General features: G+C 66.0%; 23 protein-coding genes and 1 riboswitch. Of the genes, 16 read left to right on the forward strand and 7 right to left on the reverse strand.

Annotation, left to right across the window (positions count from 1 at the left end; all coding sequences use genetic code 11):
- Positions 1–133 precede the first annotated feature (133 nt).
- Positions 134–802: a FadR/GntR family transcriptional regulator gene (locus tag ABIB35_RS10370; protein WP_354181120.1), complete on the forward strand. Its 669-nt coding sequence runs from the start codon at positions 134–136 to the stop codon at positions 800–802.
- A 112-nt stretch (positions 803–914) separates the two neighbouring features.
- On the opposite strand, the gene ABIB35_RS10375 is transcribed toward ABIB35_RS10370, so the two are convergent.
- Positions 915–1,412, reverse strand: coding sequence for a Dps family protein (locus tag ABIB35_RS10375; RefSeq protein WP_354181121.1), 498 nt, complete (start codon positions 1,410–1,412; stop codon positions 915–917).
- A 197-nt stretch (positions 1,413–1,609) separates the two neighbouring features.
- On the opposite strand from ABIB35_RS10375, the gene ABIB35_RS10380 reads away from it, so the two are divergent.
- The 5 genes from ABIB35_RS10380 to ABIB35_RS10400 all read left to right on the forward strand — a co-directional run bounded on the left by ABIB35_RS10380 (position 1,610) and on the right by ABIB35_RS10400 (position 5,864).
- Positions 1,610–2,173 (forward strand): SRPBCC family protein, encoded by a 564-nt coding sequence (locus tag ABIB35_RS10380; RefSeq protein ID WP_354181122.1) that lies wholly within the window; start codon positions 1,610–1,612, stop codon positions 2,171–2,173.
- Between the two features lie 280 nt (positions 2,174–2,453).
- Positions 2,454–3,494, forward strand: coding sequence for an acyl-CoA dehydrogenase family protein (locus tag ABIB35_RS10385; RefSeq protein WP_354181123.1), 1,041 nt, complete (start codon positions 2,454–2,456; stop codon positions 3,492–3,494).
- Positions 3,491–4,813, forward strand: coding sequence for a PIG-L family deacetylase (locus tag ABIB35_RS10390; RefSeq protein ID WP_354181124.1), 1,323 nt, complete (start codon positions 3,491–3,493; stop codon positions 4,811–4,813). The genes ABIB35_RS10385 and ABIB35_RS10390 overlap by 4 nt, the downstream gene beginning before the upstream one ends.
- A 3-nt stretch (positions 4,814–4,816) precedes the next feature.
- Positions 4,817–5,515 (forward strand): glycosyltransferase family 2 protein, encoded by a 699-nt coding sequence (locus ABIB35_RS10395; RefSeq protein WP_354181125.1) that lies wholly within the window; start codon positions 4,817–4,819, stop codon positions 5,513–5,515.
- A 109-nt stretch (positions 5,516–5,624) separates the two neighbouring features.
- Positions 5,625–5,864 carry a DUF2630 family protein gene (locus tag ABIB35_RS10400; protein WP_354181126.1) on the forward strand — a complete coding sequence of 80 codons (240 nt, stop codon included), beginning with the start codon at positions 5,625–5,627 and terminating at the stop codon, positions 5,862–5,864.
- Between the two features lie 17 nt (positions 5,865–5,881).
- Here ABIB35_RS10400 and ABIB35_RS10405 read toward each other — a convergent pair whose 3' ends face one another.
- Genes ABIB35_RS10405 through ABIB35_RS10415 form a run of 3 tightly spaced genes read right to left on the reverse strand, consistent with a single transcriptional unit; the run spans position 5,882 to position 8,047 of the window.
- Entirely contained in the window at positions 5,882–6,142 is a 261-nt protein-coding gene (locus tag ABIB35_RS10405) for a hypothetical protein (RefSeq protein WP_354181128.1), read from the reverse strand.
- Between the two features lie 3 nt (positions 6,143–6,145).
- On the reverse strand, positions 6,146–7,063 hold the full coding sequence (gene ku, locus ABIB35_RS10410) for a non-homologous end joining protein Ku (RefSeq protein ID WP_354181129.1): 918 nt from the start codon (positions 7,061–7,063) through the stop codon (positions 6,146–6,148).
- 45 nt (positions 7,064–7,108) lie between these two features.
- Positions 7,109–8,047, reverse strand: coding sequence for a hypothetical protein (locus ABIB35_RS10415; protein WP_354181130.1), 939 nt, complete (start codon positions 8,045–8,047; stop codon positions 7,109–7,111).
- A 542-nt stretch (positions 8,048–8,589) separates the two neighbouring features.
- Here ABIB35_RS10415 and soxR point away from each other — a divergent pair.
- From soxR to ABIB35_RS10450, 7 genes are all read left to right on the forward strand, one after another.
- Positions 8,590–9,087: a redox-sensitive transcriptional activator SoxR gene (soxR, locus tag ABIB35_RS10420; RefSeq protein ID WP_354181131.1), complete on the forward strand. Its 498-nt coding sequence runs from the start codon at positions 8,590–8,592 to the stop codon at positions 9,085–9,087.
- Between the two features lie 90 nt (positions 9,088–9,177).
- Entirely contained in the window at positions 9,178–9,666 is a 489-nt protein-coding gene (locus ABIB35_RS10425; protein WP_354181132.1) for a flavin reductase family protein, read from the forward strand.
- A 66-nt stretch (positions 9,667–9,732) separates the two neighbouring features.
- Positions 9,733–9,822, forward strand: a riboswitch (TPP riboswitch).
- Positions 9,805–10,623: a hydroxyethylthiazole kinase gene (thiM, locus tag ABIB35_RS10430; RefSeq protein WP_354181133.1), complete on the forward strand. Its 819-nt coding sequence runs from the start codon at positions 9,805–9,807 to the stop codon at positions 10,621–10,623. Its footprint overlaps the riboswitch before it by 18 nt.
- Before the next feature lie 8 nt (positions 10,624–10,631).
- The gene (thiE, locus tag ABIB35_RS10435; RefSeq protein ID WP_354181134.1) at positions 10,632–11,303 is read left to right on the forward strand and encodes a thiamine phosphate synthase; all 672 of its coding nucleotides are present in this window, start codon (positions 10,632–10,634) and stop codon (positions 11,301–11,303) included.
- Positions 11,300–12,916, forward strand: coding sequence for a bifunctional hydroxymethylpyrimidine kinase/phosphomethylpyrimidine kinase (locus tag ABIB35_RS10440; RefSeq protein WP_354181136.1), 1,617 nt, complete (start codon positions 11,300–11,302; stop codon positions 12,914–12,916). The genes thiE and ABIB35_RS10440 overlap by 4 nt, the downstream gene beginning before the upstream one ends.
- Before the next feature lie 65 nt (positions 12,917–12,981).
- Positions 12,982–13,200, forward strand: coding sequence for a PLDc N-terminal domain-containing protein (locus ABIB35_RS10445; protein ID WP_354181137.1), 219 nt, complete (start codon positions 12,982–12,984; stop codon positions 13,198–13,200).
- A gap of 2 nt (positions 13,201–13,202) precedes the next feature.
- Positions 13,203–13,883, forward strand: a complete 681-nt coding sequence (locus ABIB35_RS10450) for a pentapeptide repeat-containing protein (protein WP_354181138.1) — start codon at positions 13,203–13,205, stop codon at positions 13,881–13,883.
- Position 13,884: 1 nt separating this feature from the next.
- Here ABIB35_RS10450 and ABIB35_RS10455 read toward each other — a convergent pair whose 3' ends face one another.
- Positions 13,885–15,363 (reverse strand): SDR family oxidoreductase, encoded by a 1,479-nt coding sequence (locus ABIB35_RS10455; protein ID WP_354181140.1) that lies wholly within the window; start codon positions 15,361–15,363, stop codon positions 13,885–13,887.
- Positions 15,364–15,485: 122 nt separating this feature from the next.
- Between ABIB35_RS10455 and ABIB35_RS10460 the strand changes: the two genes are divergently transcribed.
- The 3 genes from ABIB35_RS10460 to ABIB35_RS10470 all read left to right on the forward strand — a co-directional run bounded on the left by ABIB35_RS10460 (position 15,486) and on the right by ABIB35_RS10470 (position 21,239).
- A complete protein-coding gene (locus ABIB35_RS10460) occupies positions 15,486–18,206 on the forward strand; it encodes an ATP-dependent DNA ligase (RefSeq protein ID WP_354181142.1) in 2,721 nt (906 codons plus the stop codon).
- Positions 18,207–18,270: 64 nt separating this feature from the next.
- Positions 18,271–20,730, forward strand: coding sequence for a phosphoketolase family protein (locus ABIB35_RS10465; RefSeq protein WP_354181144.1), 2,460 nt, complete (start codon positions 18,271–18,273; stop codon positions 20,728–20,730).
- A 41-nt stretch (positions 20,731–20,771) separates the two neighbouring features.
- Entirely contained in the window at positions 20,772–21,239 is a 468-nt protein-coding gene (locus ABIB35_RS10470; protein WP_354181145.1) for an SRPBCC family protein, read from the forward strand.
- A gap of 88 nt (positions 21,240–21,327) precedes the next feature.
- On the opposite strand, the gene ABIB35_RS10475 is transcribed toward ABIB35_RS10470, so the two are convergent.
- Positions 21,328–22,326, reverse strand: coding sequence for an SDR family NAD(P)-dependent oxidoreductase (locus ABIB35_RS10475; RefSeq protein WP_354181147.1), 999 nt, complete (start codon positions 22,324–22,326; stop codon positions 21,328–21,330).
- 109 nt (positions 22,327–22,435) lie between these two features.
- Complete coding sequence (locus ABIB35_RS10480) at positions 22,436–23,542, reverse strand: DNA glycosylase AlkZ-like family protein (protein ID WP_354181148.1); 1,107 nt, start codon at positions 23,540–23,542, stop codon at positions 22,436–22,438.
- Between the last annotated feature and the right edge of the window lie 115 nt (positions 23,543–23,657).

Below are 23,657 nucleotides of genomic sequence, written 5' to 3' on the forward strand. Positions count from 1 at the left end.
GCTTGTTCATTGTAGATTTCGGTCATCGCCACTGCGGGGACACGGGTTTTTGACAACCGGGTCCGGACTGCACGTTGGACAAAGTCAGGGGAACAGCGTGGACAGCAAAGGTGCTCGGCCGGCAGCAGTCGTCATGAACGGGGCCATTATCGATGCCATCGGGGCGGATATCGTCGCCGGGGAGCTGCAGCCCGGAGACCGCTTGACGCTGGACGGACTGCAGGAAAAATTCGGTGTTTCCCGCACCGTAGTCCGGGACTGCATGCGCATTCTGGAGTCGATGAACCTGGTGTATTCCAAGCGGCGCATTGGAATAGTGGTACAAGACCCGGACACCTGGAATGTCTTCGATTCGCGGATCATCCGCTGGCGCCTGAGCGGCCCCGGCAGGGACAGCCAGTTCCGGACCCTGACCGAGCTGCGGGTTGCGGTGGAGCCCATGGCCGCAGCCGGTGCCGCACGGCATGCCGGGGAAGAGGAGCGCTCAACACTGGTGGAACTGGCGGCACGCCTGCGGCTTTTGGGGGAAGCGGGCCGGCTGGAAGACTTCCTCGCCGCGGACATTGCCTTCCATACCCTGCTGCTGCGCTCCAGCGGCAATGAAATGTTCGCCTCCCTCGATGAGGTGGTGGCGGAAGTCCTCACCGGGCGCACCCATCAGGGCCTCATGCCGGATCACCCGCGGGAAGTGGCTCTGCAGGGCCATGAGCGGGTGGCCCGGGCAGTGGCCGAGGGAAACGGCGACCAGGCGATGCAGGAAATGGCAGCCCTGCTGGAAGAAGTTCGGACAGCAGTGGCCTAGCTGGTCGCGGCTGCGCTCCGGCGCCGGAGGCAGACACGGGCTCCGACGCCGCCCGGACACAGCGGCGGCCTGCACTTCCCCGGGGGAAATGCAGGCCGCCGGACTGCAGGTACTAGAGCGTGGGCTGCGCGTTGGCGTCCTTGGCGGTAACTACCTTCGCCGTGGGCTTGATGTTCTCGGCATCCACCATCCACGCGTACTGCTCGAGCTTGCCGATAAAGCCGTGCAGGATGTCCGCGGTGGTGGGATCTTCCTCATCCACCTGGTCGTGAACCTTGCGCATGGTTCCTACTGCGGCGTGCAGCATGGCTACCGTGAGCGTAACGGTGTCCTTGGTGTCCACCAGCCCTGCCGGGAACGGTGCCAGCGAGGTTCCTTCAGCCACTGCAACGCTACGGCCGTCGGGAACGGCCTGCAGGGCACGCATCCGCTCGGCCAGTTCATCCGCAAAGAGGCGGGCATCCTCAATGATTTCATCGAGCTGAAGGTGGAGGTCGCGGAAGTTCTTGCCCACAACGTTCCAATGAGCTTGCTTGCCCTGCAGATGCAGTTCAATGAGGTCCACCAGGACGGCCTGCAGATTGGTGGTCAGTTCTTTAGATGCCTTCACGTTTCCTCCAATGTTGACGAAATATGTTGACGAAGGACGCCTGCGGATTCCGGGCTGCCCTTTCAGGGTCCGCCGCAGCCGTCAACCTAAGCAAGCTTACCTTCTGCTTGAAGTCGGCAGAACTGTTGGGTAGCGTGGGGGGCCAGGATGCAGAGAATGCTTCCGTACGGCATGATCCGACTACCGGAGGGACCTCCATGACCACCGTAGAAGAATCCATTGATGTTGCAGTTCCTGTGTCCACCGCTTATAACCAGTGGACGCAGTTTGAGTCATTTCCGCAGTTTATGGGCGGAGTTGAATCAATTTCGCAGACCTCTGAAACCGGCAGCCATTGGGTGACGAACATTGGCGGAGTGGAGCGGGTCTTCGATACTGAGATTACGGAACAGCACCCCGACGAGCGCGTGGCCTGGAAGAGCACCGATGGAACCTCGCATGCCGGTGTGGTGACCTTCCACCGGCTCGGCGACGCGGAAACCCGGGTCAGTGTTCAGCTGGATTGGGATCCTGAAACGTTCATCGAAAAGCTGGGTTCCGTTGTTGGCGCCGATGACCGGCAGGTGAAGTCCGACCTCAAGCGCTTCAAAGCGTTCATCGAGAGCCAAGGTGCAGAGACGGGAGCGTGGCGCGGCAACGTTGATGCTCCGCCAACCTCGGCCGCAGCACCGGCCACGTCAACCTCCACACTGGCAGCGGCACCGGAAGCCGATCCCGCCATGGACGATCCGGAATCAGGCGGTCCGCGGGCCGGACTCTGATCCCCGGAGATTTTGGAGCTGCCGGTAAAGCGCGAACCGCGTGACAGGGGTGCACCCAGTGTGCACCCCTGTTGGTCTTTTCTGGCATACGGTCCGCACCGGGTCGGATGTACCCGGCATAACGGGAAAACGCCTTCGGGTGGTAACTCGTTTCCGCGGAAGTTGTTTCGCCGCGGGCGAAGAAGAGGATTACCACCGGCTGAACTGGCAAACTGAGTGCAAAGTCTCTCAACAACGCACCATGAGCGGTTGCAGCGCCGATCCTGGGAGTAAGGACACGGTGGACAGCACAGTTTTGAACACGGCGGATCCGGACTTCGGTGCCCAGGGGGTGCCGGATATGCCGGATCTCGCCCGGAAAGCCGCCGACGTCCAGGGGAATGCGACGGCGGCACTGGCACTGGCGGCGGACCTGGCGGCGGCCGCCCCGTTGCCCGGGCAGGGCCGCACGAAGCGGCTGTGGTCACTATTGGCCACCGTTGCCGCTGCCGATCTGACAGCCGCCCGCGCCCTGGAGCCGCATCTGGATGCCCTGGCCATCATGGCGCAGGCGGGGATTCATGCCGAGCCCGGAACCTGGGGGGTGTTTGCCGCCGAAGGTCCGGGGACCGCCTTGGCGGCAACACAGACCGGGACCGGCTGGGAGCTGTCTGGACGCAAGCCCTGGTGTTCGCTGGCCGGACGGCTCGACTATGCAGTGGTCACCGCACACACCGGCTCCGGCCGCCGTCGGGCTTTCGCTGTGGACCTGCGTCAACCTTCCGTGACACCGGTGGCGGGCACGTGGGTCAGCCGCGGCCTGGTCGATGTGGACAGCGGTCCGGTGGATTTCCTGGGCGCCGCTGCGCGTCCGGTGGGAGAGGATCACTGGTACCTGGAACGCGCGGGCTTTGCCTGGGGCGGAATGGGGGTGGCTGCCTGCTGGTACGGCGGAGCAGCGGGGGTGGCACGCCGCCTGTTCCGGGCCGCTTCGGAGCGCGAACCGGATCAGGTTGCCCTCCTGCTGTTGGGCAGGGTGGACGCCAGACTGCAGGCTGCGCGCGCTGTGCTGGACATGGCCGCCGGCCGAATCGACGCCGGCCTGGCTGAGGGCAATGACGGTTCCGTTCTGGCGAGCCGGGTGAGGAACGTTGTGGCGGACGCTGCCGAAGAGGTGCTGACCCTCGTGGACCACGGTCTGGGTCCCGGTCCGCTGGCGCTGGAAGAGGAGCACGCCCGGCGGACGGCAGACCTGAGGATTTACCTTCGCCAGCATCATGCTGAGCGCGACCATGCAGCCTTGGGCCGGTCCCTGCTGCAGGGCGAAGGTCTCCCGTGGTGACCTTCAGCCATCTGGATAAGTCCGTCCCCGAAGCGGAATGGATCTCGGCGCTGGAGGGCCGCCGCCGCCTTGATCCGGAACTGCTGTGGCCGGACGGAACCGGCCGGCTTGTGCTTCTGGCCGCCCACCCCGATGACGAAACCCTGGGCGCCGGCGGGCTCATCGCTATTCTCGCCGCCCGCGGTATCGCCGTCGATGTTGTAGTGGCAACCGCGGGCGAGGCGTCCCATCCCGACTCACCCACCTTCACGCCAAAGGAACTGGCCGGGGTTCGCCGGGACGAGCTGCGTGCCGCCGTGACCGAGCTGGCGCCTGAGGTCGCGGTGCATTTCCTGGACCTGCCCGACGGCGGGCTCGCCCGGCACCGCGCGGAGCTCGATGCCGCCCTGGCCGGCGTTGTGGGTCCGGCGGATGAACACACCGTCCTCGCCGCCCCCTGGCGGACGGACGGACACACGGATCACGACACCGCCGGCCGGGCGGCTGCCGCACTCGCCCGCACCCTGGGGCTTCCGCTGCTTGAATATCCGATCTGGCTGTGGCATTGGGGCCGGCCCGCGGACGTCCCGGAGGATCTGGTGGTGCTCCCGCTCGAAGAGGCCGCAGACGCCAAAATACGTGCCATGGCCGAGCACGTCACACAGGTGAGGCCGCTTTCTCCGGCCCCCGGAGACGAAGCGCTGCTCAGCCCGGAGGTCCTGGCCCATTTTGAACGCAGTTTTGAGTCCTTTGTGCTGACCCGTCCGCGTCCGCCCCGCGAGGTGTTCGAGGACCTGTACCGGACCTCGGCCGATCCCTGGCAGTTTGAGAGCAGCTTTTACGAGCAGCGAAAACGGGCGCTGAGCCTGGCCATGCTTCCGCGTCCGCATTTTGCCTCGGTCTTTGAACCCGGCTGCTCCATAGGTGTCTTCACCCTGGAGCTCGCGGGCCGTGCAGACGCCGTAACTGCCACAGACATCAGCGAACGTGCACTGGACATGGCCCGGCAGAGGCTCGCCGGGTCTGGTCATGTGCGGTTGGAGCAGGGTGCCGTGCCGCAGGACTGGCCCGCCGGACGCTTTGACCTGGTGGTGGTTTCGGAGATCGGTTATTTCCTCCAGCGCAGCGAGCTGCTGGAGCTGGCCGCCCGCACCGAAGTCTCCCTGACGGACGACGGCGTGGTCCTGCTGTGTCACTGGCGGCATCCAAACGTGGGCTGGGAGCTGACCGGTGACCAGGTCCACGACGTGTTCCGGGCACAAAACGGTCTGCGGGTAATAGCTGAGCACAGTGAGGCGGACTTTCGGATAGATGTGCTGGCCAAGGCAGTCGCATCCTGATGCATGACCGCTCCTGACCATGTGGCCGTGATCATCCCGGCCCGCAACGAAGAACAGCTGCTGCCGGCAGCCCTCTCATCCGTGGCCGATGCCGTCCGCGCCCTGGCGGAACATGGCGTCTCCGCCGTGATTACCGTGGTGCTGGATTCCTGCACTGATGGATCCGCCGAGCTGGTGGCGGGGCTGCAGGCTGACTGGGCGCCCGAACTTGAGCTGCGGAAAATATCCGGTGCTTTCGGAACGGTCGGCGCCGCACGGGCCGCCGGCATCGCAGCTCAGCCGGAGCTGCCTGGACTCTGGATTGCCACTACCGATGCGGACACAGTGGTTCCCCAGGACTGGCTTCTGGGCCAGCACCGTCTCGCTGCCGCCGGTTACGGGCTGGTCCTGGGGACGGTGGTTCCCGATCCGGCTGACCTCACCGAGGAGGAGCTGGCCCGCTGGCGGCGGCTCCATGTGTTGGGCGAAGGACATCCCCACGTACACGGCGCCAATTTGGGCTTTTCGGCGGCAGCCTACCGGCGTGCCGGCGGGTTTGCGCCGCTGGCCGCCCATGAGGACGTGGATCTGGCGGCCCGAATCAAGGCAGCGGGTACGCTGTGGATCGCCACTGACCGTCTGCGTGTCATCACGTCCGGACGGAAGGACGGAAGAGCGCCTGAAGGATTCTCCCGGTTCCTGCGCCAGCTGCTGCCTGGCTGAGCTGCTCCCCGGCTGAGCCGGGGCCGGATCTGAACCGCTGCGGCAGCCGGGGAAGAGGAGATGCGGCTGGGTTCTGGCAACCTGTGGGAGGGATGGCTAGCGTGGGGGAATGGACGCTACAGATATTCAGCACCGCATTTCAGAGCTCGTGGAAAAGGAGCAGTCCCTGCGGGACGCCCCGGCCGCGGACCACCCCGAAGACCGCCTGAATCAGCTGCGCCGGGTGGAGGAACAGCTGGACCAGTGCTGGGACCTGCTGCGGCAGCGCCGGGCGCGGCTGGACGCCGGCGAAAACCCCGACGACGCGGCGGTTCGTCCAGTGGGCGAAGTGGAAGGCTATCGGCAGTAAAGAGCCTGACCCCCCTCTCACGTACGGGGAAGGACCTCCCGTGCGAGGGCGGCCATGCCCACGGTGCGGCGGAACGGACTCTTGCCCCGCACCGCTTCCAGCAGCGCCCACACGATCAGGGAGCCCTTGCTGAGAGCGCTCATGATCTGCTGGTATTTCGGTGTCAGAGCCATCATGGATGCGGCCCCGAAACCAGCCCAGGCCAGGATCGGCAGGTTGGGAGCTTCGGCAATGCAGATGCGTCCGTTGCGGTCCCGAAAGAAATTGGTTAACGCCATGGCTTAGGCACCCTTCCTGGTTTTGGCTGCGGTTTTGCGTGCCGCCGGTTTCTTTTCCCCGGAGTCATCCTCGCCGCTCTTGGTGCGCGGCGAGGACCGGGTTCCGGAACCGGAGGATTTTGACCCGCCCGATTTCTTGTCGCGGTTCTTTTCCACACTGCGGCGCAGGGCTTCCATCAGATCCAGGACCTTTCCGCCCTCCTCTTCCGTCTCCGTGCCGAATGTTTCCTCGGTATCCAGGGCTTCACCCTTTTCCAGCTTCGCCTCGATCAGCGTCTTCAGCTGCTCCTGATAATCATCGGTGAACTCCGCCGGATTGAAGTCCGAGCTGAATGACTCCACCAGGGCAGAAGACATTTCCAGTTCCTTGGCGCTAATCCGCACCTTTTCATCCAGGGACGGGAAGGAGGCTTCCCGGACTTCGTCCTCCCACAGCAGGGTCTGCAGGGTCAGTACGTCGTCCCGGACCCGCAGGGCGCCCAGCCGGCTTTTCTGCCGGAGCGAAAACTGCACAATAGCTGTGCGCTCGGTGTCCTCCAGGGTGCGGCGCAGCAGGACATAGGACTTAGTTGATGAGGAATCCGGCTCCAGATAATACGTCCGGTCAAACAGGATGGGATCCACCTGCTCGCTGGGTACGAATTCGACGACGTCGATTTCGCGGCTTTTCTCCACCGGGAGGGACGCCAGATCTTCGTCGGTCAGGACCACTGTCTGCTCGCCGTCGTCGTACGCCTTGGCTATGTCCTTGTACTCCACCACCTCCCCGCAGATTTCGCAGCGGCGCTGGTAGCGGATGCGCCCGCCGTCCTTTTCATGGACCTGATGCAGGCTGACGTCATGATCCTCGGTGGCGGCGTAAACCTTGACCGGCACGTTGACCAGTCCAAATGCTATGGCACCCTTCCAGATGGCTCTCATGTAGTCCAGTGAACACTAAGGCGGTATCCCTCGGCCAGAGGGCCGCTAACCGTTAAGGACCACTGCCAATTCCTTCCGAATTCCGAGGTAAAGCTCCGGATCGGCAAAGTAGGCGTTGTGGGAATTCGGGAAGGGCTCCCCGGAGGTGAGCTCCCGGTCGACAATTCGAACGCCGCGTCCGGCGAAGACACGTTCGGCGCAAAAGGCGAGCAGATCGCGTTCGTCCCAAAAATTCAGCCAGGGAATGGGCACGGTGCCCTGCCCGTCCGAAGTCAGATGCGCCAGTCCGCCCAGCAGACACAGCCATGGGCTCTGGGAACCGACCGTCACCAACAGGTCCACTCGAAGGTTTTCGGCTTCCCACTCGGGACCGCTCACCAGATCCACGGCGGCCACCCCGCCGAGGCTGTGGCCGAAGAGGATTACCGGAGCGTCCTGGTTCACCATCCGCAGGGCATGCGCGACGGCGGTGCGCGCTTCGGCGCCGCGGCGCAGGTAAAAGACGATGCTGCGGGAAAGGTCCGATGCTGCCTCCGTCAGCGGCGCCCGGCGGCGGACCGCGACGTCGGTGACCAGATTCAGGGTCAGCCGCTGCAGGCTGCTGCCCAGTAGGTTTTCTTCCGCAGCTTCGATTGCTGCCGGACCAGCCGCCGTTGTCATGGCTTGGTTTCCGGTCCCCGGGGGCCGGTGGAGCGGTGGAGCGGTCAGAAGGTCCAGTCCTGCCAAAGCCAATCCGCGTTCCGCAACGTCGGTTGCCGGCGGGTTGTAAGCGCCCATCGGCTCGTAGCGTGGCGGGAGGGCCGGAACCACGCTGATATCGGGGGCTGCCCCCGAAGTCCAGGCAACGTCGAGGACCGAATAGCCTGCAAGGTCCGGATCTTGGGCAAGCATCCAACGAATGGTTTCGGCGGGGACAGGATCGGGATCGCCGGTGCCCTGCAGGAAAACCAAGGTTCCGGCGGCATTGGGAGCTGCAGGGGACATGAGGGCCTTTCCGGGTGGATTCGAGTGTTGGTATGAGGTTTTCTCGCCTCGTCGAATGTCGCGGTCATGCGGGAATCCGCGCCGTATTCCGGCGGGAAGTCCACACTCGACGGGGTTGGGGCGTGATCAGGAAGCCACTCTCACACCTCCGGGCCTGGACCGCCAGACGCGGGCGGCGAAATTGTTGCCATCGAGTGTCGGAAGGAGGGTCTATAGCCTCGTTGAGTGTCGCGGTGATGCGGGAATACGCGCCGTATTCGCGCAAGTTCTCGACACTCGGCGGGGTGTTGCCGCGCGAAGTCGACACTGGACACGCCGCACTTGGAGGGGCGTTGCGGCGCGAAGTCGACACTGGACACGCCGCACTTTGAGGGGCGTTGCGACGCGAAATCGACACTGGATACGCCGCACTTGGAGGGGCGGAGGGACACTCGGCGATACTGTGGCCGATGGGGAGGCGGCGAGACCCGGCCCGGCCCGACCGAGACCCGACCCCGACCCGACCCTGACTCCGCGGGCTGGCGAGCAGTGCAGGGCGGATAATGGAATCGGCGACGGAGGGCAGGACTGTGGGCAGAGATGTATCAACCGGCGGGAATACCCCGGGCCGGTCCGAACTGACGGTGGGCCAAGTGGCTGAGCGCAGTGGAGTGAGTGTTTCCGCCCTGCATTTCTACGAACGGCAGGGACTGATCAGCAGCCGCAGAACGGCCGGCAACCAGCGCCGCTTCGACCGTTCGGTGCTGCGCCGGGTGGCGGTAATCCGGGCGGCCCAGCGGGCGGGAATTCCACTGGCCACCATCGCCCGGGCCCTGGAGGAACTGCCGAAGGATGCAGTGCCGGACCAGCACGACTGGCAGCGTCTTTCTGCGGCCTGGCGTCAGGATCTGGACGAACGGATCCATTCCCTGGAGGTCCTGCGCGACCGCCTCGGCGGGTGCATCGGCTGCGGCTGCCTATCGCTGGCCGAATGCCGCTTCGTGAACCCTGACGACGAATCGGCTGGCCGCGGAACAGGTGCCCGCGCCTTTGAATTCTGAAGGCCTCATTTGACGCCGCACAACCGGGTTTGCGCCGGCACCCGCCCACCGATTTGACCTCAACCAATGTTGAGGTCCTAGCTTTGAATCATGCTGACAGACCATTTCAAGGACGCTTTCCGCGCCCATCCGGCCGGAGTAGCCGTCATTACCGCGCACGGTCCCGCCGGCCCGGTCGGATTGACCGCGTCATCCGTGTCCTCCGTCTCCGCCGATCCACCCATTTTGGTCTTCTCGCTGGCTTCCGCTTTGGGTTCCGCCGGTGTCATTGCCGCCGCTGAAAATGTGGTGGTCCATCTGCTCGGCGCCCGCAATGCGCATCTTGCATCCCTCTTTGCCCGGGCCGGCGCTGACCGCTTCACCGAGGACCTGGCCTGGGAAAGCCTGCCTGCCGGGGAGCCGCTGCTGACCGAGGCGCCGCATGCCCTGCGTGCCCGGGTCCTGAGCCGCACCGCCGTCGGCGCCTCCATCCTGCTGACCGCCGAGGTGCTGGAGGTCCTCGCCTCCGGCGAGCCGGATGAGCCGCTGGTCTATCACAACCGGACCTATCACCGGCTGGGTACGCACTCCGCGCTCTGACCGGCAAAACCGAAACACACTTGGCCGCGGCCGGTGTCTTTCGCTGCGGAATGGCCTACAGTCGATGGCAGTGACACGGGGTGCCGAGAGGCTGAGATAACACCCGTTGAACCTGATCTAGTTCGAACTAGCGAAGGGATGTCGCGGATGACTATTCGCCTGACACCGTTAACTGTTTCCACCCTCCTGGCGCACCTCCGCGCCGAACCTCCCCTGGTGCAGTGCCTGACCAATGCCGTGGTCACCAACTTCACCGCTAACGTTCTTTTGGCCCTGGGCGCGGCTCCCGCCATGACCGACATCCCCGGCGAGGCCGGACCGTTTGCCCGGGCCGCGTCCGCAGTCCTGATCAATCTGGGCACTCCGCATGCGGAACAGCGCATCGCCATGGCCGAAGCCGCCGAAGCCGCGAACGCCGCCGGTACGCCCTGGGTGCTGGACCCCGTGGCCGTGGGCAGCCTGCCCGTCCGCACTGCACTCGCCGCTGAACTCCTTGCGCTGCGTCCCACTTCCATCCGCGGAAACGCCTCGGAAATCATCGCCCTCGCCGGGCTGGGCGCCGGGGGCCGCGGCGTCGATGCCACAGACAACGCCGAAGAGGCCCTTCCGGCTGCTCTCCTCCTGGCCGAAAAATACGGATCAGTGGTGGCCGTCTCCGGTCCCACGGACGTGATCACCGACGGCACCGACACGGTGCGCATCAGCAACGGGAATTCCCTGCTCACCCGGGTCACCGGCGGCGGGTGCGCGCTGGGCGCGGTCACCGCGGCTTTTCTGGCAGTGGCCGACGACGGCGGAACCCTGGCTGCCGTCGCCGCGGCCACGGCTGCCTACACGGTGGCCGCGGAACCCGCGGCGGAAGCGGCCTCCGGCCCGGGCAGCTTCGCCGTCGGATTCCTCGACGCACTGGCCGCGCTCAGCGGCCGGGATCTGGACGAGCGGCTGGCCCTAGCATGAGGGCCGGAGTGGCTGACGTTTCCAACTCCCGGGAACGGATGAGGACCAGCGGCATCTATCTGGTGACGGACACGGCGCTGTGCGGACCGCGCGGGGTGATCGATACCGTCCGGGCTGCCGTGGCCGGAGGAGTGAAGACCATCCAGGTCCGGGAGAAGGACGCTTCGGCGGCAGATTTCTATGCGCTGGTCCTTGCCGTGGCAGAAGCCGCCGCCAGCCGGGCCACCGTGCTGGTGGATGACAGGGTGGATATCTACCTGGCTGCCCGGGCAGCCCGTGCCGCCGTGCACGGGGTCCATGTGGGCCAGAATGATCTGCCCGTAGAACTCGTGCGCACCCTGGTGGGCCCGGACGCCGTCGTCGGCCTCACTGCCAACACGCCAGGCCATCTGGATGTGCTCGCGACCCTGCCGCAGGGCACCGTGGACTACCTGGGCGCCGGGGTTATCCGACCCACCCGCACCAAACCGGATCATCCCGAGCCTCTGGGCATCAGCGGGTTTGCCGATTTTGCCGCACGGTCTCCATTGCCGGTGGTGGCGATCGGAGGGATCCTGCGTGAAGATATTGGGGCGCTGCGGACCGCAGGCGCCACCGGGGCGGCCGTGGTCTCGGCCATCTGCGGAACGGCCAATCCGCTGCGCGCCGCAACGGACCTGGTGAAGGCCTGGCACGCATGAGCGCCGCGCATTCCATCCGGCCGGTTCCCCGGATCCTCAGCATTGCCGGCACCGACCCCACCGGCGGCGCCGGTATCCAGGCGGATCTGAAAGCTATCTCGGCCACCGGCGGCTACGGCATGGCGGTGGTCACCGCCCTGGTGGCGCAGAACACGCACGGCGTGCGCTCGGTTCACACTCCGCCAGTGTCCTTCCTGCGCGAGCAGCTGGACGCGGTAAGCGCCGACGTGGCGATTGACGCCGTGAAGATCGGGATGCTCGGCAACGCCGAGGTTACGCAGGCTGTGGAGGAATGGCTGGCGGCGGTGGATACCCCGGCGGTGGTCCTGGATCCCGTGATGGTGGCCACCAGCGGTGATCGGCTGCTCGACGCCGGAGCCGAGGCGGCGCTGCGCCGGCTGCTGCACCGGGTGGACCTGGTGACTCCAAACCTGGCCGAACTGGCTGCGCTGGTGCAGGAACCGGTAGCGGAAAGCTGGGACGGGGCGCTGGAGCAGGGGCAGCGGCTGTCGGCCGCCTACGGTGTGTTGGTTCTGGTCAAGGGCGGACATTTCGAGGGAGAAGACAGCCCCGATGCCCTGGTGGATGCTGCCGCAGCAGTTCCGTTGCTGGCCGAGGTGTGGACGCCCCGAGTTGCTACCGAGAATACGCACGGCACAGGTTGTTCACTTTCCGCCGCCATAACCACCCTTTACGCCCGGCTGGGCAGTTGGGATGAGGCACTGGCCACCGCCAAAACCTGGCTGCAGGAGGCGCTGGAGCATGCGGACGAGCTCGATGTCGGTACCGGCCACGGGCCGGTGCATCACTTCCATGGCGTGTGGGAACGCGGCCTCGCTGCCGCTCCAACCGCTGCGGCTCCAGCCGCTGCGGCTCCAGCCGCTGCCGCTCCAACCGCTGAGGCGGCAACCCTGGCAACGCCGGTGGAAGCAGCGGGCCCCCGGACAGCGGCTCTGTGGCAACAGACGGAAGCCGTCCGGGCAGAGATCGATGGGTTGGAATTTGTCCGTGCCCTGGGGAGCGGGTCCCTGGACCGGGAATCCTTCGCTTTCTACCTTGCCCAGGACGCCCTGTACCTGCGCGGGTACGCCCGTGCGCTGGCGCGGGCCAGCGAGCTTGCCCCGACGTTTGACGAGCAGGCCTTCTGGGCGAAATCGGCCCACGGAGCCCTTGCCACGGAGATGGAGCTGCACACGGCGTGGCTTCCGGAGGATGAGGAAACAGCGGAGCAGGTGTTTCCGACGTCCATCACCAGCGGCTATCTGCGCCATCTGCTGGGGAGCGGAAAGGTCTCCTTCCGGGCTGCGGACAGCGAATATGAGCGCCTGGTGGGTGCTGTCCTGCCGTGTTTCTGGATCTATGCGGACGTCGGATCCCGGCTTCTGGACCGCAACCAGGCAGACCACCCCTATGCCGACTGGCTGGCAACCTACAGCGAACCGAACTTCGCGGAGGCGACCACGGCGGCCGTGCGCATACTGGAAGCAGTCCTGGAACGCAGCGGGGATGACATCCGGGGAATCATCCACCATGCCTTTCAAGAATCGACACGCTGGGAGCACGCCTTCTTTGCCGCCGGGATCCGGAAACTGCAGGATAATTGGCGCAGGTGAGCAGCTTGGGGATTCCCGGCATCGCCACCGCATACGGCAGACATCCTCACAGAAACGAGAGCACAGTGGCCAGGAAAAAGTCCCTCAAGGACCTCACCGCATCGCAGAAGAAGATGGTGGGAGTCTCCGCGACCGTGCAGTTTGCCCTCGCCGGCCTGGCACTGGCAGATATGTGGCGCCGCCCCGCATCGCAAATCCGCGGATCACGCACGCTCTGGTCTGCGGCCTGTGCCGTGAATTTCATCGGCCCGCTGTCCTACTTCGTTTTCGGCCGGCGCAAGTAGGCGTGGCAGCAGCCACGCGGCGTTCTGCGTCCCGGTCCGGAAAGACCCGAGCCCCGGCGCTGGACCCGCTCCGTCTGCACGGATTGGAAGACGCACCTGCCCCGGAGTCCGCCGGGACGTTTGAAGGCCTGCATTTTGACGGAGAGTCCTTTGACGGCACCGACCTGCAGGGCAGCACCTTCCTGGAGTGCGAGTTCAGCTCGGTGTCCATGACGGACACCGGCCTGCGCGGCGCCCGGTTTCTGGAATGCCGCTCCACCGGCCTATACGCGCCGGTCTTCCGGGCGCCGCGGGCCACCTTCCGTGACGTGGTGCTGGAGGGCAGCCGGCTGGGGTCCGCAGAGCTCTATGACAACGGCTGGACCAACGTGCACGTGGACGGCGGCAAGCTGGACTACGTGAACCTGCGCAGCTCACGGCTCACTGACGTGCTGTTCAGTGGCTGCATGATCGAGGAGCTGGACCTGGACGGCGTCCACGCCACCCGGTTGGCCTTCCGGGACTGCCGCATCGGTGCCCTGAACCTTTCCGGCGCGGTGTTCCAGGACGTGGATCTGCGCAGCACAGAGCTGCGGTCCATCACGCACCTGCCCGGCCTGAACGGCGCCACGATCGATGACGGGCAGCTGATGATGCTGGCACCCCTGCTGGCCGCCAACCTGGGCCTGCGCGTGGAGGGCTGAATCAGCTCTCCTGGGCCAGCTTGGAGGCGTTCTTGATGATGTTCTTGGCCATGGACGGGAAAATCAGGCCGTGGAACGGGGCAATCAGCCACCAGTACAGCCTCCCGCCGAGGCCTTTGGGGAAGTAGATGGCGCGCTGGCGGTAGAGGCTCCCGTCGCCGTCGGGATCCACCCGCAGCTCCAGCCAGGCTTTGCCCGGCACCCGCATTTCGGCGCGCAGCCGCAGCAGGCTGCCGCGCTCCAGCAGCTCCACCCGCCACCAGTCCACCACATCTCCGGTGAACAGGGTGGTGGGATTGCGCCGGCCGCGGGTCAGACCGGCGCCGCCCACGGTCTTGTCCAGCACCCCGCGGATGGCCCAGGCCATGGGCAGGGAATACCAGCCGTTCTTACCGCCGATTCCTTCAATCACCTTCCACACATGTTCGGGAGCCACCGAGGAACGGCGCTGACGGGAGTCCACGTACACGGTTTGCCCGGCCCAGTCCGGGTCGCTGGGCAACGGCGAAGACGCCTCGTCCGCTGCCGGTGATGCCCCGGCCCAGGTGGTTTCCACTTCACCGCGCTTCTCCTTGCCCAGCGCCCGTTTCACCGCTTCCTGGTAGCCGGTGCGGCCGCCGTCGGGTGCCGGCACGTACTGGTCAATGTCGTGTTCCTTGGAGACGGCGTCGTGCTGCAGCGATTCGACCAACGGCAGGGACATGGACCGAGGAATCGGAGTCACCAGAGCCACCCACATGCCGGCCAGCCGGGGCGCGGGCAGCGGCAGGGCGTAAATCCGCCGCCGCGGCAGCCCGGCCTCTTCCGCATAGCCGTTCATGATCTCCGCGTACGTCAGCACCTCGCGGGAGCCGATGTCGAAGGTGCGGTTCACCTCCGCGGGGAGGTCGACGGCGCGGACCAGATAGTGCAGGACGTCCCGGACGGCGATGGGCTCGATCTTCCGGCGCACCCAGCTCGGCGCGGGCATCACCGGCAGGGTTTCAGTCAGGTGCCGGATCATCTCAAACGACGCCGATCCGGAGCCGATCACCACGCCGGCCTGATAGACGACGGCGGGAACCCTGCCCTCAAGCAGGATCCGCCCCACTTCGGTGCGGGAGCGCATGTGCGGGGACAGCTCCCCCTCCGGGTGGAGGCCGCCCAGATAGACAATCTTTTTGACTCCGGCCGCTGCCGCGGCATCCGCCACAATGTGCGCAATCTGCTGTTCCTGGTCCGCGAACCCCTTGCCGGACGCCATGGAATGCACCAGGAAATAGAGGATGTCGATGTCCTGCAGGGCCCCGGCCACTGAATCCTTGTCCGTCAGGTCGCCCTGGATGATCTCCACGCTGTCATGCCACGGCACGTCGGAGAGCTTCTCCGGGGACCGGACCAGCACCCGCACCTTGTGCCCGTCCTCCAGCAGCAGCGGAACCAGCCGCCCGCCGATGTAGCCTGTTGCACCCGTTACCAAAACACGCTGTGGCTCAGTCATTTTCCCAACTTACACAGTTCTTCCGCCGCTGCGCAGGGATGCCGGAACGCCCTTGGCGTAATCTGGTCAGCAGACTGACAAATAGTGGAAATTGGCTGCCGATCCCGGTAAGACTAGGGACCATGGCAAGCAGCGGAGCGGGTCTAAAGCAGCAGGAAACCGTGAACGTGGACGGCCACCGCCTGAGGCTGACCAACCTGGACAAGGTGCTGTATCCGGAAACAGGTACCACCAAGGCCGATGTTCTGTCCTATTACGCCGCCGTTGCCGGGGCACTGCTGCCGCACTCCCGCGACCGCCCGGCCACCCGCAAACGCTGGGTTCACGGCGTGGGGGTGCCCGGAGATCCGGGACAGGTCTTCTTCCAGAAAAATATTGAGACCTCCGCTCCCACCTGGGTGAAACGGTTTCCGATCGAGCATAAAAGCGGCACCAACATTTATCCTCTGGTCAATGACCTGGCCACGCTGACCTGGCTGGCGCAGAGCGCAGCCCTGGAAATCCATGTGCCGCAGTGGCGGTTCGGTCCGCGCGGCAAGATCAACAACCCGGACCGGCTCGTGCTGGACCTGGATCCGGGGGAGGGAGCGGATCTGGCGCAGTGCGCCGAGGTGGCCCGCCTGGCCCGGGACATCCTTGCGGACATGGGCCTGGACGCCCGCCCGGTCACCAGTGGCTCCAAGGGCATCCACCTGTACGCCGCGCTGGACGGGAAGCAGACCTCGGAGGAGGTCAGCGCCGTCGCCCACGAACTGGCCCGCGCGCTGGAGGCCGACCACGGGGACATGATTGTCTCCGATATGAAGAAGTCCCTGCGTGCCGGCAAGGTGCTGCTGGACTGGAGCCAGAACAACGGCAACAAAACCACCATCTGCCCCTACTCGCTGCGCGGCCGGTTCACGCCCACCGTAGCCGCCCCGCGGACCTGGGAGGAGCTGGAGGATCCGGACCTCGCCCAGCTGGACTATGAGCAGGTGATGCAGCGGCTGGCTGAGAACGGCGATCCGCTGGCCGGCATGGACGCCGGTGCCGGGGAACTGGAGGCCGGGGCGCTGGAGGAGGCAACGGCCGACGGCGCTGAAGCCGGCGGCGGCACGGCGGACCGGCTGAGCAAGTACCGCAGCATGCGCGATGCCGCGAAAACTCCGGAGCCGGTCCCGGCGGAACCCGCGGAGCCCTCGGAGGGCAACAGCTTTGTCATCCAGGAACACCATGCCCGCCGGCTGCACTGGGACTTCCGGCTGGAGCACGACGGCGTCCTGGTCTCCTGGGCGCTGCCCAAGGGGCCACCGGACTCACCAAACCAGAACCATCTGGCGGTGCAGACCGAGGATCATCCGCTGGACTACGGTAGCTTCGCCGGCACCATACCCAAGGGGGAGTACGGTGCCGGTGAGGTGCGCATCTGGGACCACGGAACCTATGAGCCGGAAAAATGGCGCGACGGCAAGGAGGTCATTGCCGTGCTGCACGGTGCGCCCGACGGCGGTCTGGCCTCCGAGGGCAGTGCGGACCGCCGCTTCGCCCTGATCCACACCGGCGGCAAGGGCGGCAAGGGAGGAGCCAACAACTGGCTGATCCACCTGATGAAGCACCAGCCCGAACCGGGTGAGGTCCCGGGGGAAACGGCCGGCACCACATCCAAGGCCCCGGCCAACCCCAAGGCCCCGGCCAACCCCGAGGCCCCGGCTAACCCCAAGACCCCCGCCAAATCCAAAACTGCTCATAAAGAAGCGGAATCTCCCGCCGAAACCGTAGCGGCCGCCGCCGCCGCTCCTGGCCCCGCCGAAATGACCCTCCCGGACACCACCGGCGTCGCCAAGGCCGTCGCGGAGGATGCCGGGGAACACGGCATGCCATCGGTGGAACCGATGCTGGCCACGCTCGGCACCCGGGCGGACGTGTTCCACGACGCTGATGGAAACGAGAATGAGGAATGGGCCTTCGAAATGAAGTGGGACGGCGTCCGCGCCGTGGTGGAGGTGACGCCGGAGGGAACCCGGCTGATCAGCCGCAACGGCAACGACATGACCGCCGCTTATCCCGAACTGCAGGAACTGAGCCGGCGCCTGTTCGGGGAACGCGCCGTCCTGGACGGGGAAATTGTGGCGGTCAACAAGGCCGGCCGCCCCGACTTCGGGCTGCTCCAGCCGCGCATGCACCTGGCCAAGAGGCGCGACATTGAGGCAGCCGCCGCCCGCACCCCCGTGCACCTGATGCTCTTTGACCTGCTCTGGCTGGACGGAAACTCACTAATGGACCTGCCCTACACACAGCGGCGGGAAATCCTGGAATCCGCCGTGAAACCGGCGGGGCAGGACGGACACGTCCAGGTGCCGCCGGTACTGGAGATGTCCATGGACGAGGCCGTGGAAGCCAGCAGGGAACTCGGCCTGGAAGGCGTCATGGCCAAACGCCGCACCAGCACCTACTCGCCCGGGCGGCGGTCCAGGAGCTGGATTAAGCTCAAGAACTCCTTTACTCAGGAAGTGGTCATTGTTGGCTGGCGTCCCGGCAGGGGAAACCGGGCGTCCAAAATCGGTTCCCTGCTGGTGGCCGTGCCGGACGGACATGAGCTGTCCTATGTTGGGCGGGTCGGCTCCGGACTGAGTGAAAAAGATCTGGCCCTGGTGGGCGGGCGGCTCAAGAAACTGGCCCGCAAGACGCCTCCGCTGGACGGTGTTCCCAGCGCCGACGCGTCCGACGCGCAGTGGGTCCGTCCCGTCCTGGTGGGCGAAGTGACCTACGCTGAACGCACCGCCACCGGCAAGCTGCGCCATCCGGCCTGGCGCGGCCTGCGCCCGGATAAAAAACCCTCGGACGTCGTCGTCGAAACCCCCTGAGCCTGACTCCACCCCCACCGACCCGCACCCGCACTTCACCCGTCCCCTAGCACGGAGGAACCGCATGAGAACTGCACCCATTGCACCGGAACAACCGCTCAGCGGCACCCTGAGGAACGTGGACACCTGGTGGCGTGCCGCCAACTACCTCTCCGCCGGGCAGATCTATTTGCGGGACAATCCGCTGCTGCGCCGGCCCCTGAATAAAAAGGACGTCAAGGCCCGCCTGCTGGGCCACTGGGGCACCACGCCGGGCTTGAACTTCATCTACGCGCACCTGAACCGGCTGATCCGCGCACAGGACCGCGAAGTCCTGTTCATCACCGGTCCCGGACACGGCGGGCCCGCCAACGTTGCCAACGCCTGGCTGGAGGGCACATACTCCGAGGTCTACAGTCATGTGGGCCGGGACGAGGACGGGCTGCGCACGCTCTTCAAACAGTTCTCCTATCCCGGCGGCATTCCCAGCCACGCGGCGCCGGAGACTCCCGGCTCCATCCATGAGGGCGGCGAGCTGGGCTATTCGCTGGCGCACGCCTACGGCGCGGTCTTCGACAACCCGGACCTGATCGCCGCCACGGTGATCGGCGACGGCGAGGCCGAAACCGGCCCGCTGGCCGCCAGCTGGCACTCCAACAGCTTCCTGGACCCGGCCGTGGACGGCGCCGTGCTGCCGATCCTGCACCTGAACGGCTACAAGATTGCCAATCCGACCATCCTCTCGCGTATGCCCGAGGAGCAGCTGGTGAAGCTGATGGAAGGCTACGGCTACTCCCCGTACCTGGTGACGGTGGAGGATCCGGCGTCGACCGCGCAGGCGCACGCCGATTTCGCGGCGGCACTGGAAGCCTGCCTGGCGGAAATCGACGAAATCCAGGCGCCGTACCGCAGCGGTGAGCGGGTGGCCGTACCGGCCGACGCCCCGGACGCCGCTGACCGCAATACGCACGCCCCGCGCTGGCCCATGATCGTGCTCCGCTCGCCCAAGGGCTGGACCGGCCCCGCAGTGGTGGACGGCCAGCAGATGGAGGGCACCTGGCGCGCGCATCAGGTGCCGCTTTCCGGGATCCATGAAAACCCCGAGCACCTGGCGCAGCTACAGGAGTGGCTGCTCTCCTACCGGCCGGCGGAACTGTTCGACGACGCCGGCCGGCTGCGCCCCGAGATTGCCGCCCTGGCCCCGGTGGGGAACGCCCGGATGAGCGACACACCGTATGCCAACGGCGGCCGCCTGCTGCAGGACTTGAAACTTCCCGCCTACGCGGACCACGCCGTGGAGGTGGAGAACCCGGGAACGCAGCGGATCTCGCCGATGATCGCCGCCGGCGGCTACCTGCGGGATGTGATCTCGGCGAACCCGTCCAACTTCCGCATCTTCGGCCCGGATGAGACCGCCTCCAACCGGCTGCAGGCCGTTTACGAGGTCACCGACAAGGCCTGGCAGCAGCGCATCGAGGAGATTGACGAGCATCTGGCCCGCAGCGGGCGGGTGGCCGAAGTTCTCTCCGAGCACCTGTGTGAGGGCTGGCTTGAGGGGTACCTGCTGACCGGACGGCACGGCGTCTTCAACTGCTATGAAGCGTTTGTCCACATTGTGGATTCCATGTTCAACCAGCACGCCAAATGGCTGAAGGTGAGCCGGAACCTGTCCTGGCGGCAGCCCATCGCCTCACTGAACTACCTGCTGTCCAGCCACGTCTGGCAGCAGGACCACAACGGATTCTCGCATCAGGATCCCGGGTTCATCGACCACGTGGTGAACAAGAAGGCCGAAGTCATCCGGGTGTACCTGCCGCCGGATGTGAACACCATGCTGGCAGTCACCGAGCACATCCTGGGCACCCGGGACCGGGTGAACGTGGTGGTTTCCGGCAAGCAGCCCACGCCGGCCTGGCTGAATCCGCAGGACGCACTTCTGCATGTGGAGCGCGGTGTAGGCATCTGGGACTTCGCCGGCAGCGAAACCGCCGGGCCGGGCGAAAAGTCGGATCCCGACGTTGTGCTGGCCTGCGCCGGGGACGTGCCCACCCTGGAAACCGTGGCTGCGGCGGGACTGCTGAAACAGCAGCTGCCGGACCTGAAAATTCGGGTAGTGAACGTGGTGGACCTGATGCGGCTGCAGGACTCCGGAGAGCACCCGCACGGGCTCTCTGACAGGGATTTTGACACCCTGTTCACTAAGGATCGGCCCGTAATTTTCGCCTACCACGGCTATCCGTGGCTGATTCACCGGCTCACCTACCGGCGGACCAACCACGGCAATCTGCATGTGCGCGGCTACAAGGAGGAGGGCACCACCACCACCCCGTTCGACATGGCCATGCTGAATCAGATTGACCGCTTCCAGTTGGCCATCGACGTGCTGGACCGGGTAGCGTCGCTGGGATCAACGCAGGCCGGTTTCCGGCAGTGGCTCCAGGACGAACGGACCCGCTGTCGGCAATACACTCGGGACGAAGGGCAGGATCCGCCGTATATTACGGGCTGGGAACTGCAGGAAGCCTCCGAACACACCGCGGACTGAGCCTGCGGGTACGTACGATCCATCTATTGAAGGAGAGTTCATTGACCACTGATCACACGAGCATTGTTGTCTCGCGAATCATCGACGCTTCAGCCGCAGACATTTTCAACCTCCTGTCCAACCCGGAGCGCCACCACCAGCTGGATGGCTCCGGCATGGTGGTTTCGGACGAGAAAACCGACCGAATCACGGCCTCGGGCCAGGTGTTCACCATGAATATGAACAACGCCAAAATGGGCGATTACCAGACGGACAACCACGTCACCGGATATGACCACAACAAGCTGCTGGCCTGGCAGACGGCTGTGGCCGGTACCGATCCCATGGGCTGGCAGTGGGTCTGGGAGCTTGAGCCGCAAGGCGCGGACTCCACCGAGGTCACGCTGACCTACGACTGGTCCCACGTCACCGACAAGGAGACACTGAAGAAGGTGTCCTTCCCGATGGTGTCCAAGGATGAGCTCGAAGATTCACTGAACATGCTGGCCGCCGGAGTTTCCGGAGCCTAACGCGTTTCACCCGCATAACGACGGCGGTCGGCACCTTCCCTGGAGAAGGTGCCGGCCGCCGTCGTCGTGCGGGGATGAAAGCTGAACCCTAGACCGCGGACCAGCCGCCGTCGGAGGGCAGGATGGCGCCGTTGATGTTCGCTGCGTCGTCGCTGAGCAGGAACGTGATGGACGCTGCGAGTTCCTCCGCGGAGGCGATGCTCGGGATGTTCAGGCGGGCCGGGGACAGGCGTGCCTCGCCGTACTCGGAGGTCTTGCCGCCCATCGGTATGCCGGTGGCAACGCCGCCCGGAGCCACCGCGTTCACGCGGAGGCCTTCCTTGGCGTACATGAATGCGGTGCTGCGGGTGATGCCCACCACGGCATGCTTGGACGCAGTGTAGGCAACACCGGAAGCTGAGCCGCGCAGGCCGGCCTCGGAGGTCACGTTCACAATGGAGCCGCGCTGGGCAGCCAGCATGCCCGGCAGCACGGCGCGGGTCAGACGCACCAGGCCGTCCACGTTCACGGCGAAGATCTTCTGCCACATGGTGTCGGAGACCTCGTGCAGCGGAGAGAAATCATCATTGATGCCGGCCACATTGGCCAGGCCGTCAACGGTGCCGCCGGCCGCCGCAACAATGCGGTCAATGGCGCTCAGATCGGTGAGGTCTGCTGCCACCGGAACCACCGCGTCGCCAAGCTCGGCGGCAAGCTCCTGGATGCGTCCCTCGGCAATGTCGACGGCGATCACCCGGCCGCCTTCGCGGACAATCCGGGCAGCGGTGGCCCAGCCAATGCCGCCGCCGGCACCGGTAACGATGATGGTGCGGCCTTCGAAGCGGCCGGGAACGGTGGGCAGCACCACGGCATCAACCTCCGGCATCACGCCGCCGTTGGCGGCCTTCACGAGTTCGTCGACTGCAGCCTGCGGGAACTGGCCCTGGCTCAGGTCCACGAGCTGCTGCAGCTTCAGGGTCAGCGCCGGGCCGAGGGTGGACTCGTCGCTGCCGGCCTGCGCAAGCATGGCGCGAATAGCCGGGCCGCCTGCCGGGTGGTCGAGCCACTGCTGGACGGTGTTCTGGGCGGTGATGGGCTGGTTGGCCATGGACCGGTCCTTTCGTTGCGGAGGCGGCCGTTTAGCGGCGGCCGCGGGTTTCAAGGCAGTCTACGCGTGGGGATTATCCGCGCTACGGCAGGGGCACCGGCCAGACGGCTTATCTGTGGGGCCAGGCTTGCACTGCCTGTTCGATCGCCCGCTGCGTGGCCGCCGGAACGTTTTCCACCAGCTCAATGACCGGCTCCGTCCGGCCGCGCGGGGTGCGCGGCAGCCGCCAGGTGCCCACCACCACCCCGTCCACCAGGACCACGGGACGGAAAACTCCATTGCGGCCCGGCACCAGCGCGTCGAGCATCGCCCCGCTGGCCACCAGTGAACGGTCCGCGTAACCGAGGATCCATTCGTCAAACCCCGGAAGAAGCACCACTCCCGTTGCCGTCCCGCCGGATTTTTCCTCCGTCGATTCCGCTCCCTCCTGCGGATCGCCCACGCTGCCGGAATCCTGCGCTTCACCGATGATCCAGGCTGTCCTGCCCTCCATCTCCACCTCCACCAGGTCCTCCACCGCGGCGGCAGCGCGGCGCAGCCCTGCGCGGGGAAGCTTGGTCCACCAGGCCAGATCCCCCTCGGTCACCGGCCCCCGAGCCAGGACGAAGCCCCGCACTATTCCGGCCAGGGCGGCATCGGGATCTGCGGGCGGCAGCAGCGGGGACAGGGTGAGGAGCTGTTCGGTCCCATTCGGGGCGAAGGCGCCCCAATGCGCGTCACCGGCGACTGAGAGGTGCATGAGCAGGTGATACCCTGGCCCGCCCGCCGTGGGGATACCGGCGGTCTCCCACAGGGCAAGGGCCTGCGACCGGCGCAGCGGACGCTCCTCCAGGGCGGCCAGAAGTATGTCCCGGGCCCGGGCAACGGTGCGGTCATCCAGTCCCAGCTCTTCCCGTCGGCGGATCGTTGACCGGTGGATGCGCTCCGCCGTAAAGGTCAGCAGCGCGGCCAGGTTTTCCGGCGTCGTCGCGAACAGCGTGCCGCGCATCGGCCACCCGCGCACCAGGGCGCCGTCGTCGAACGCCGTGCGGACGTCCGCCACCGTGGTTCCTGGCCGGGAGCGGATGGCTATGGCCCGCAGCACCGCGGGCAGATCCTGTCCCTGCAGGGCGACGGCGCGGGTGAGAACTTCGGCCGGAGTCAGATCCGAACCGCCCAGCAGCTGGGACCGCCACCGCATCCGGCGTGCCTCCTCGGCGCTGAGTTGGAGAACCATTCCGCCACCGTAAGCGGACCGGAGCCCTGCGGCAAGGAGCAGTGCGGCAGCGTGCGAGCCGTGAGGGGACAGAAACAAGCAGGGGGCCAGTGGAACCGGCAGGTTGGATCAGGAA

The sequence above is a fragment of the Arthrobacter sp. UYP6 genome (genome assembly GCF_040547315.1).
Classification (GTDB): domain Bacteria; phylum Actinomycetota; class Actinomycetes; order Actinomycetales; family Micrococcaceae; genus Arthrobacter_B.

Excerpts from the sequence above, each read along its gene's own strand:
- ABIB35_RS10405 (WP_354181128.1), bottom strand. The coding sequence starts at position 6,142 with ATGGCGTTAACCAATTTCTTTCGGGACCGCAACGGACGCATCTGCATT.
- ABIB35_RS10440 (WP_354181136.1), top strand. The coding sequence starts at position 11,300 with ATGAGCGCCGCGCATTCCATCCGGCCGGTTCCCCGGATCCTCAGCATT.
- ABIB35_RS10370 (WP_354181120.1), top strand. The coding sequence starts at position 134 with ATGAACGGGGCCATTATCGATGCCATCGGGGCGGATATCGTCGCCGGG.
- ABIB35_RS10380 (WP_354181122.1), top strand. The coding sequence starts at position 1,610 with ATGACCACCGTAGAAGAATCCATTGATGTTGCAGTTCCTGTGTCCACC.
- ku (WP_354181129.1), bottom strand. The coding sequence starts at position 7,063 with ATGAGAGCCATCTGGAAGGGTGCCATAGCATTTGGACTGGTCAACGTG.
- ABIB35_RS10400 (WP_354181126.1), top strand. The coding sequence starts at position 5,625 with ATGGACGCTACAGATATTCAGCACCGCATTTCAGAGCTCGTGGAAAAG.
- thiM (WP_354181133.1), top strand. The coding sequence starts at position 9,805 with ATGTCGCGGATGACTATTCGCCTGACACCGTTAACTGTTTCCACCCTC.
- ABIB35_RS10475 (WP_354181147.1), bottom strand. The coding sequence starts at position 22,326 with ATGGCCAACCAGCCCATCACCGCCCAGAACACCGTCCAGCAGTGGCTC.
- ABIB35_RS10460 (WP_354181142.1), top strand. The coding sequence starts at position 15,486 with ATGGCAAGCAGCGGAGCGGGTCTAAAGCAGCAGGAAACCGTGAACGTG.
- ABIB35_RS10425 (WP_354181132.1), top strand. The coding sequence starts at position 9,178 with ATGCTGACAGACCATTTCAAGGACGCTTTCCGCGCCCATCCGGCCGGA.
- ABIB35_RS10480 (WP_354181148.1), bottom strand. The coding sequence starts at position 23,542 with ATGGTTCTCCAACTCAGCGCCGAGGAGGCACGCCGGATGCGGTGGCGG.
- ABIB35_RS10455 (WP_354181140.1), bottom strand. The coding sequence starts at position 15,363 with ATGACTGAGCCACAGCGTGTTTTGGTAACGGGTGCAACAGGCTACATC.
- soxR (WP_354181131.1), top strand. The coding sequence starts at position 8,590 with ATGGAATCGGCGACGGAGGGCAGGACTGTGGGCAGAGATGTATCAACC.
- ABIB35_RS10415 (WP_354181130.1), bottom strand. The coding sequence starts at position 8,047 with ATGTCCCCTGCAGCTCCCAATGCCGCCGGAACCTTGGTTTTCCTGCAG.
- ABIB35_RS10395 (WP_354181125.1), top strand. The coding sequence starts at position 4,817 with ATGACCGCTCCTGACCATGTGGCCGTGATCATCCCGGCCCGCAACGAA.
- ABIB35_RS10465 (WP_354181144.1), top strand. The coding sequence starts at position 18,271 with ATGAGAACTGCACCCATTGCACCGGAACAACCGCTCAGCGGCACCCTG.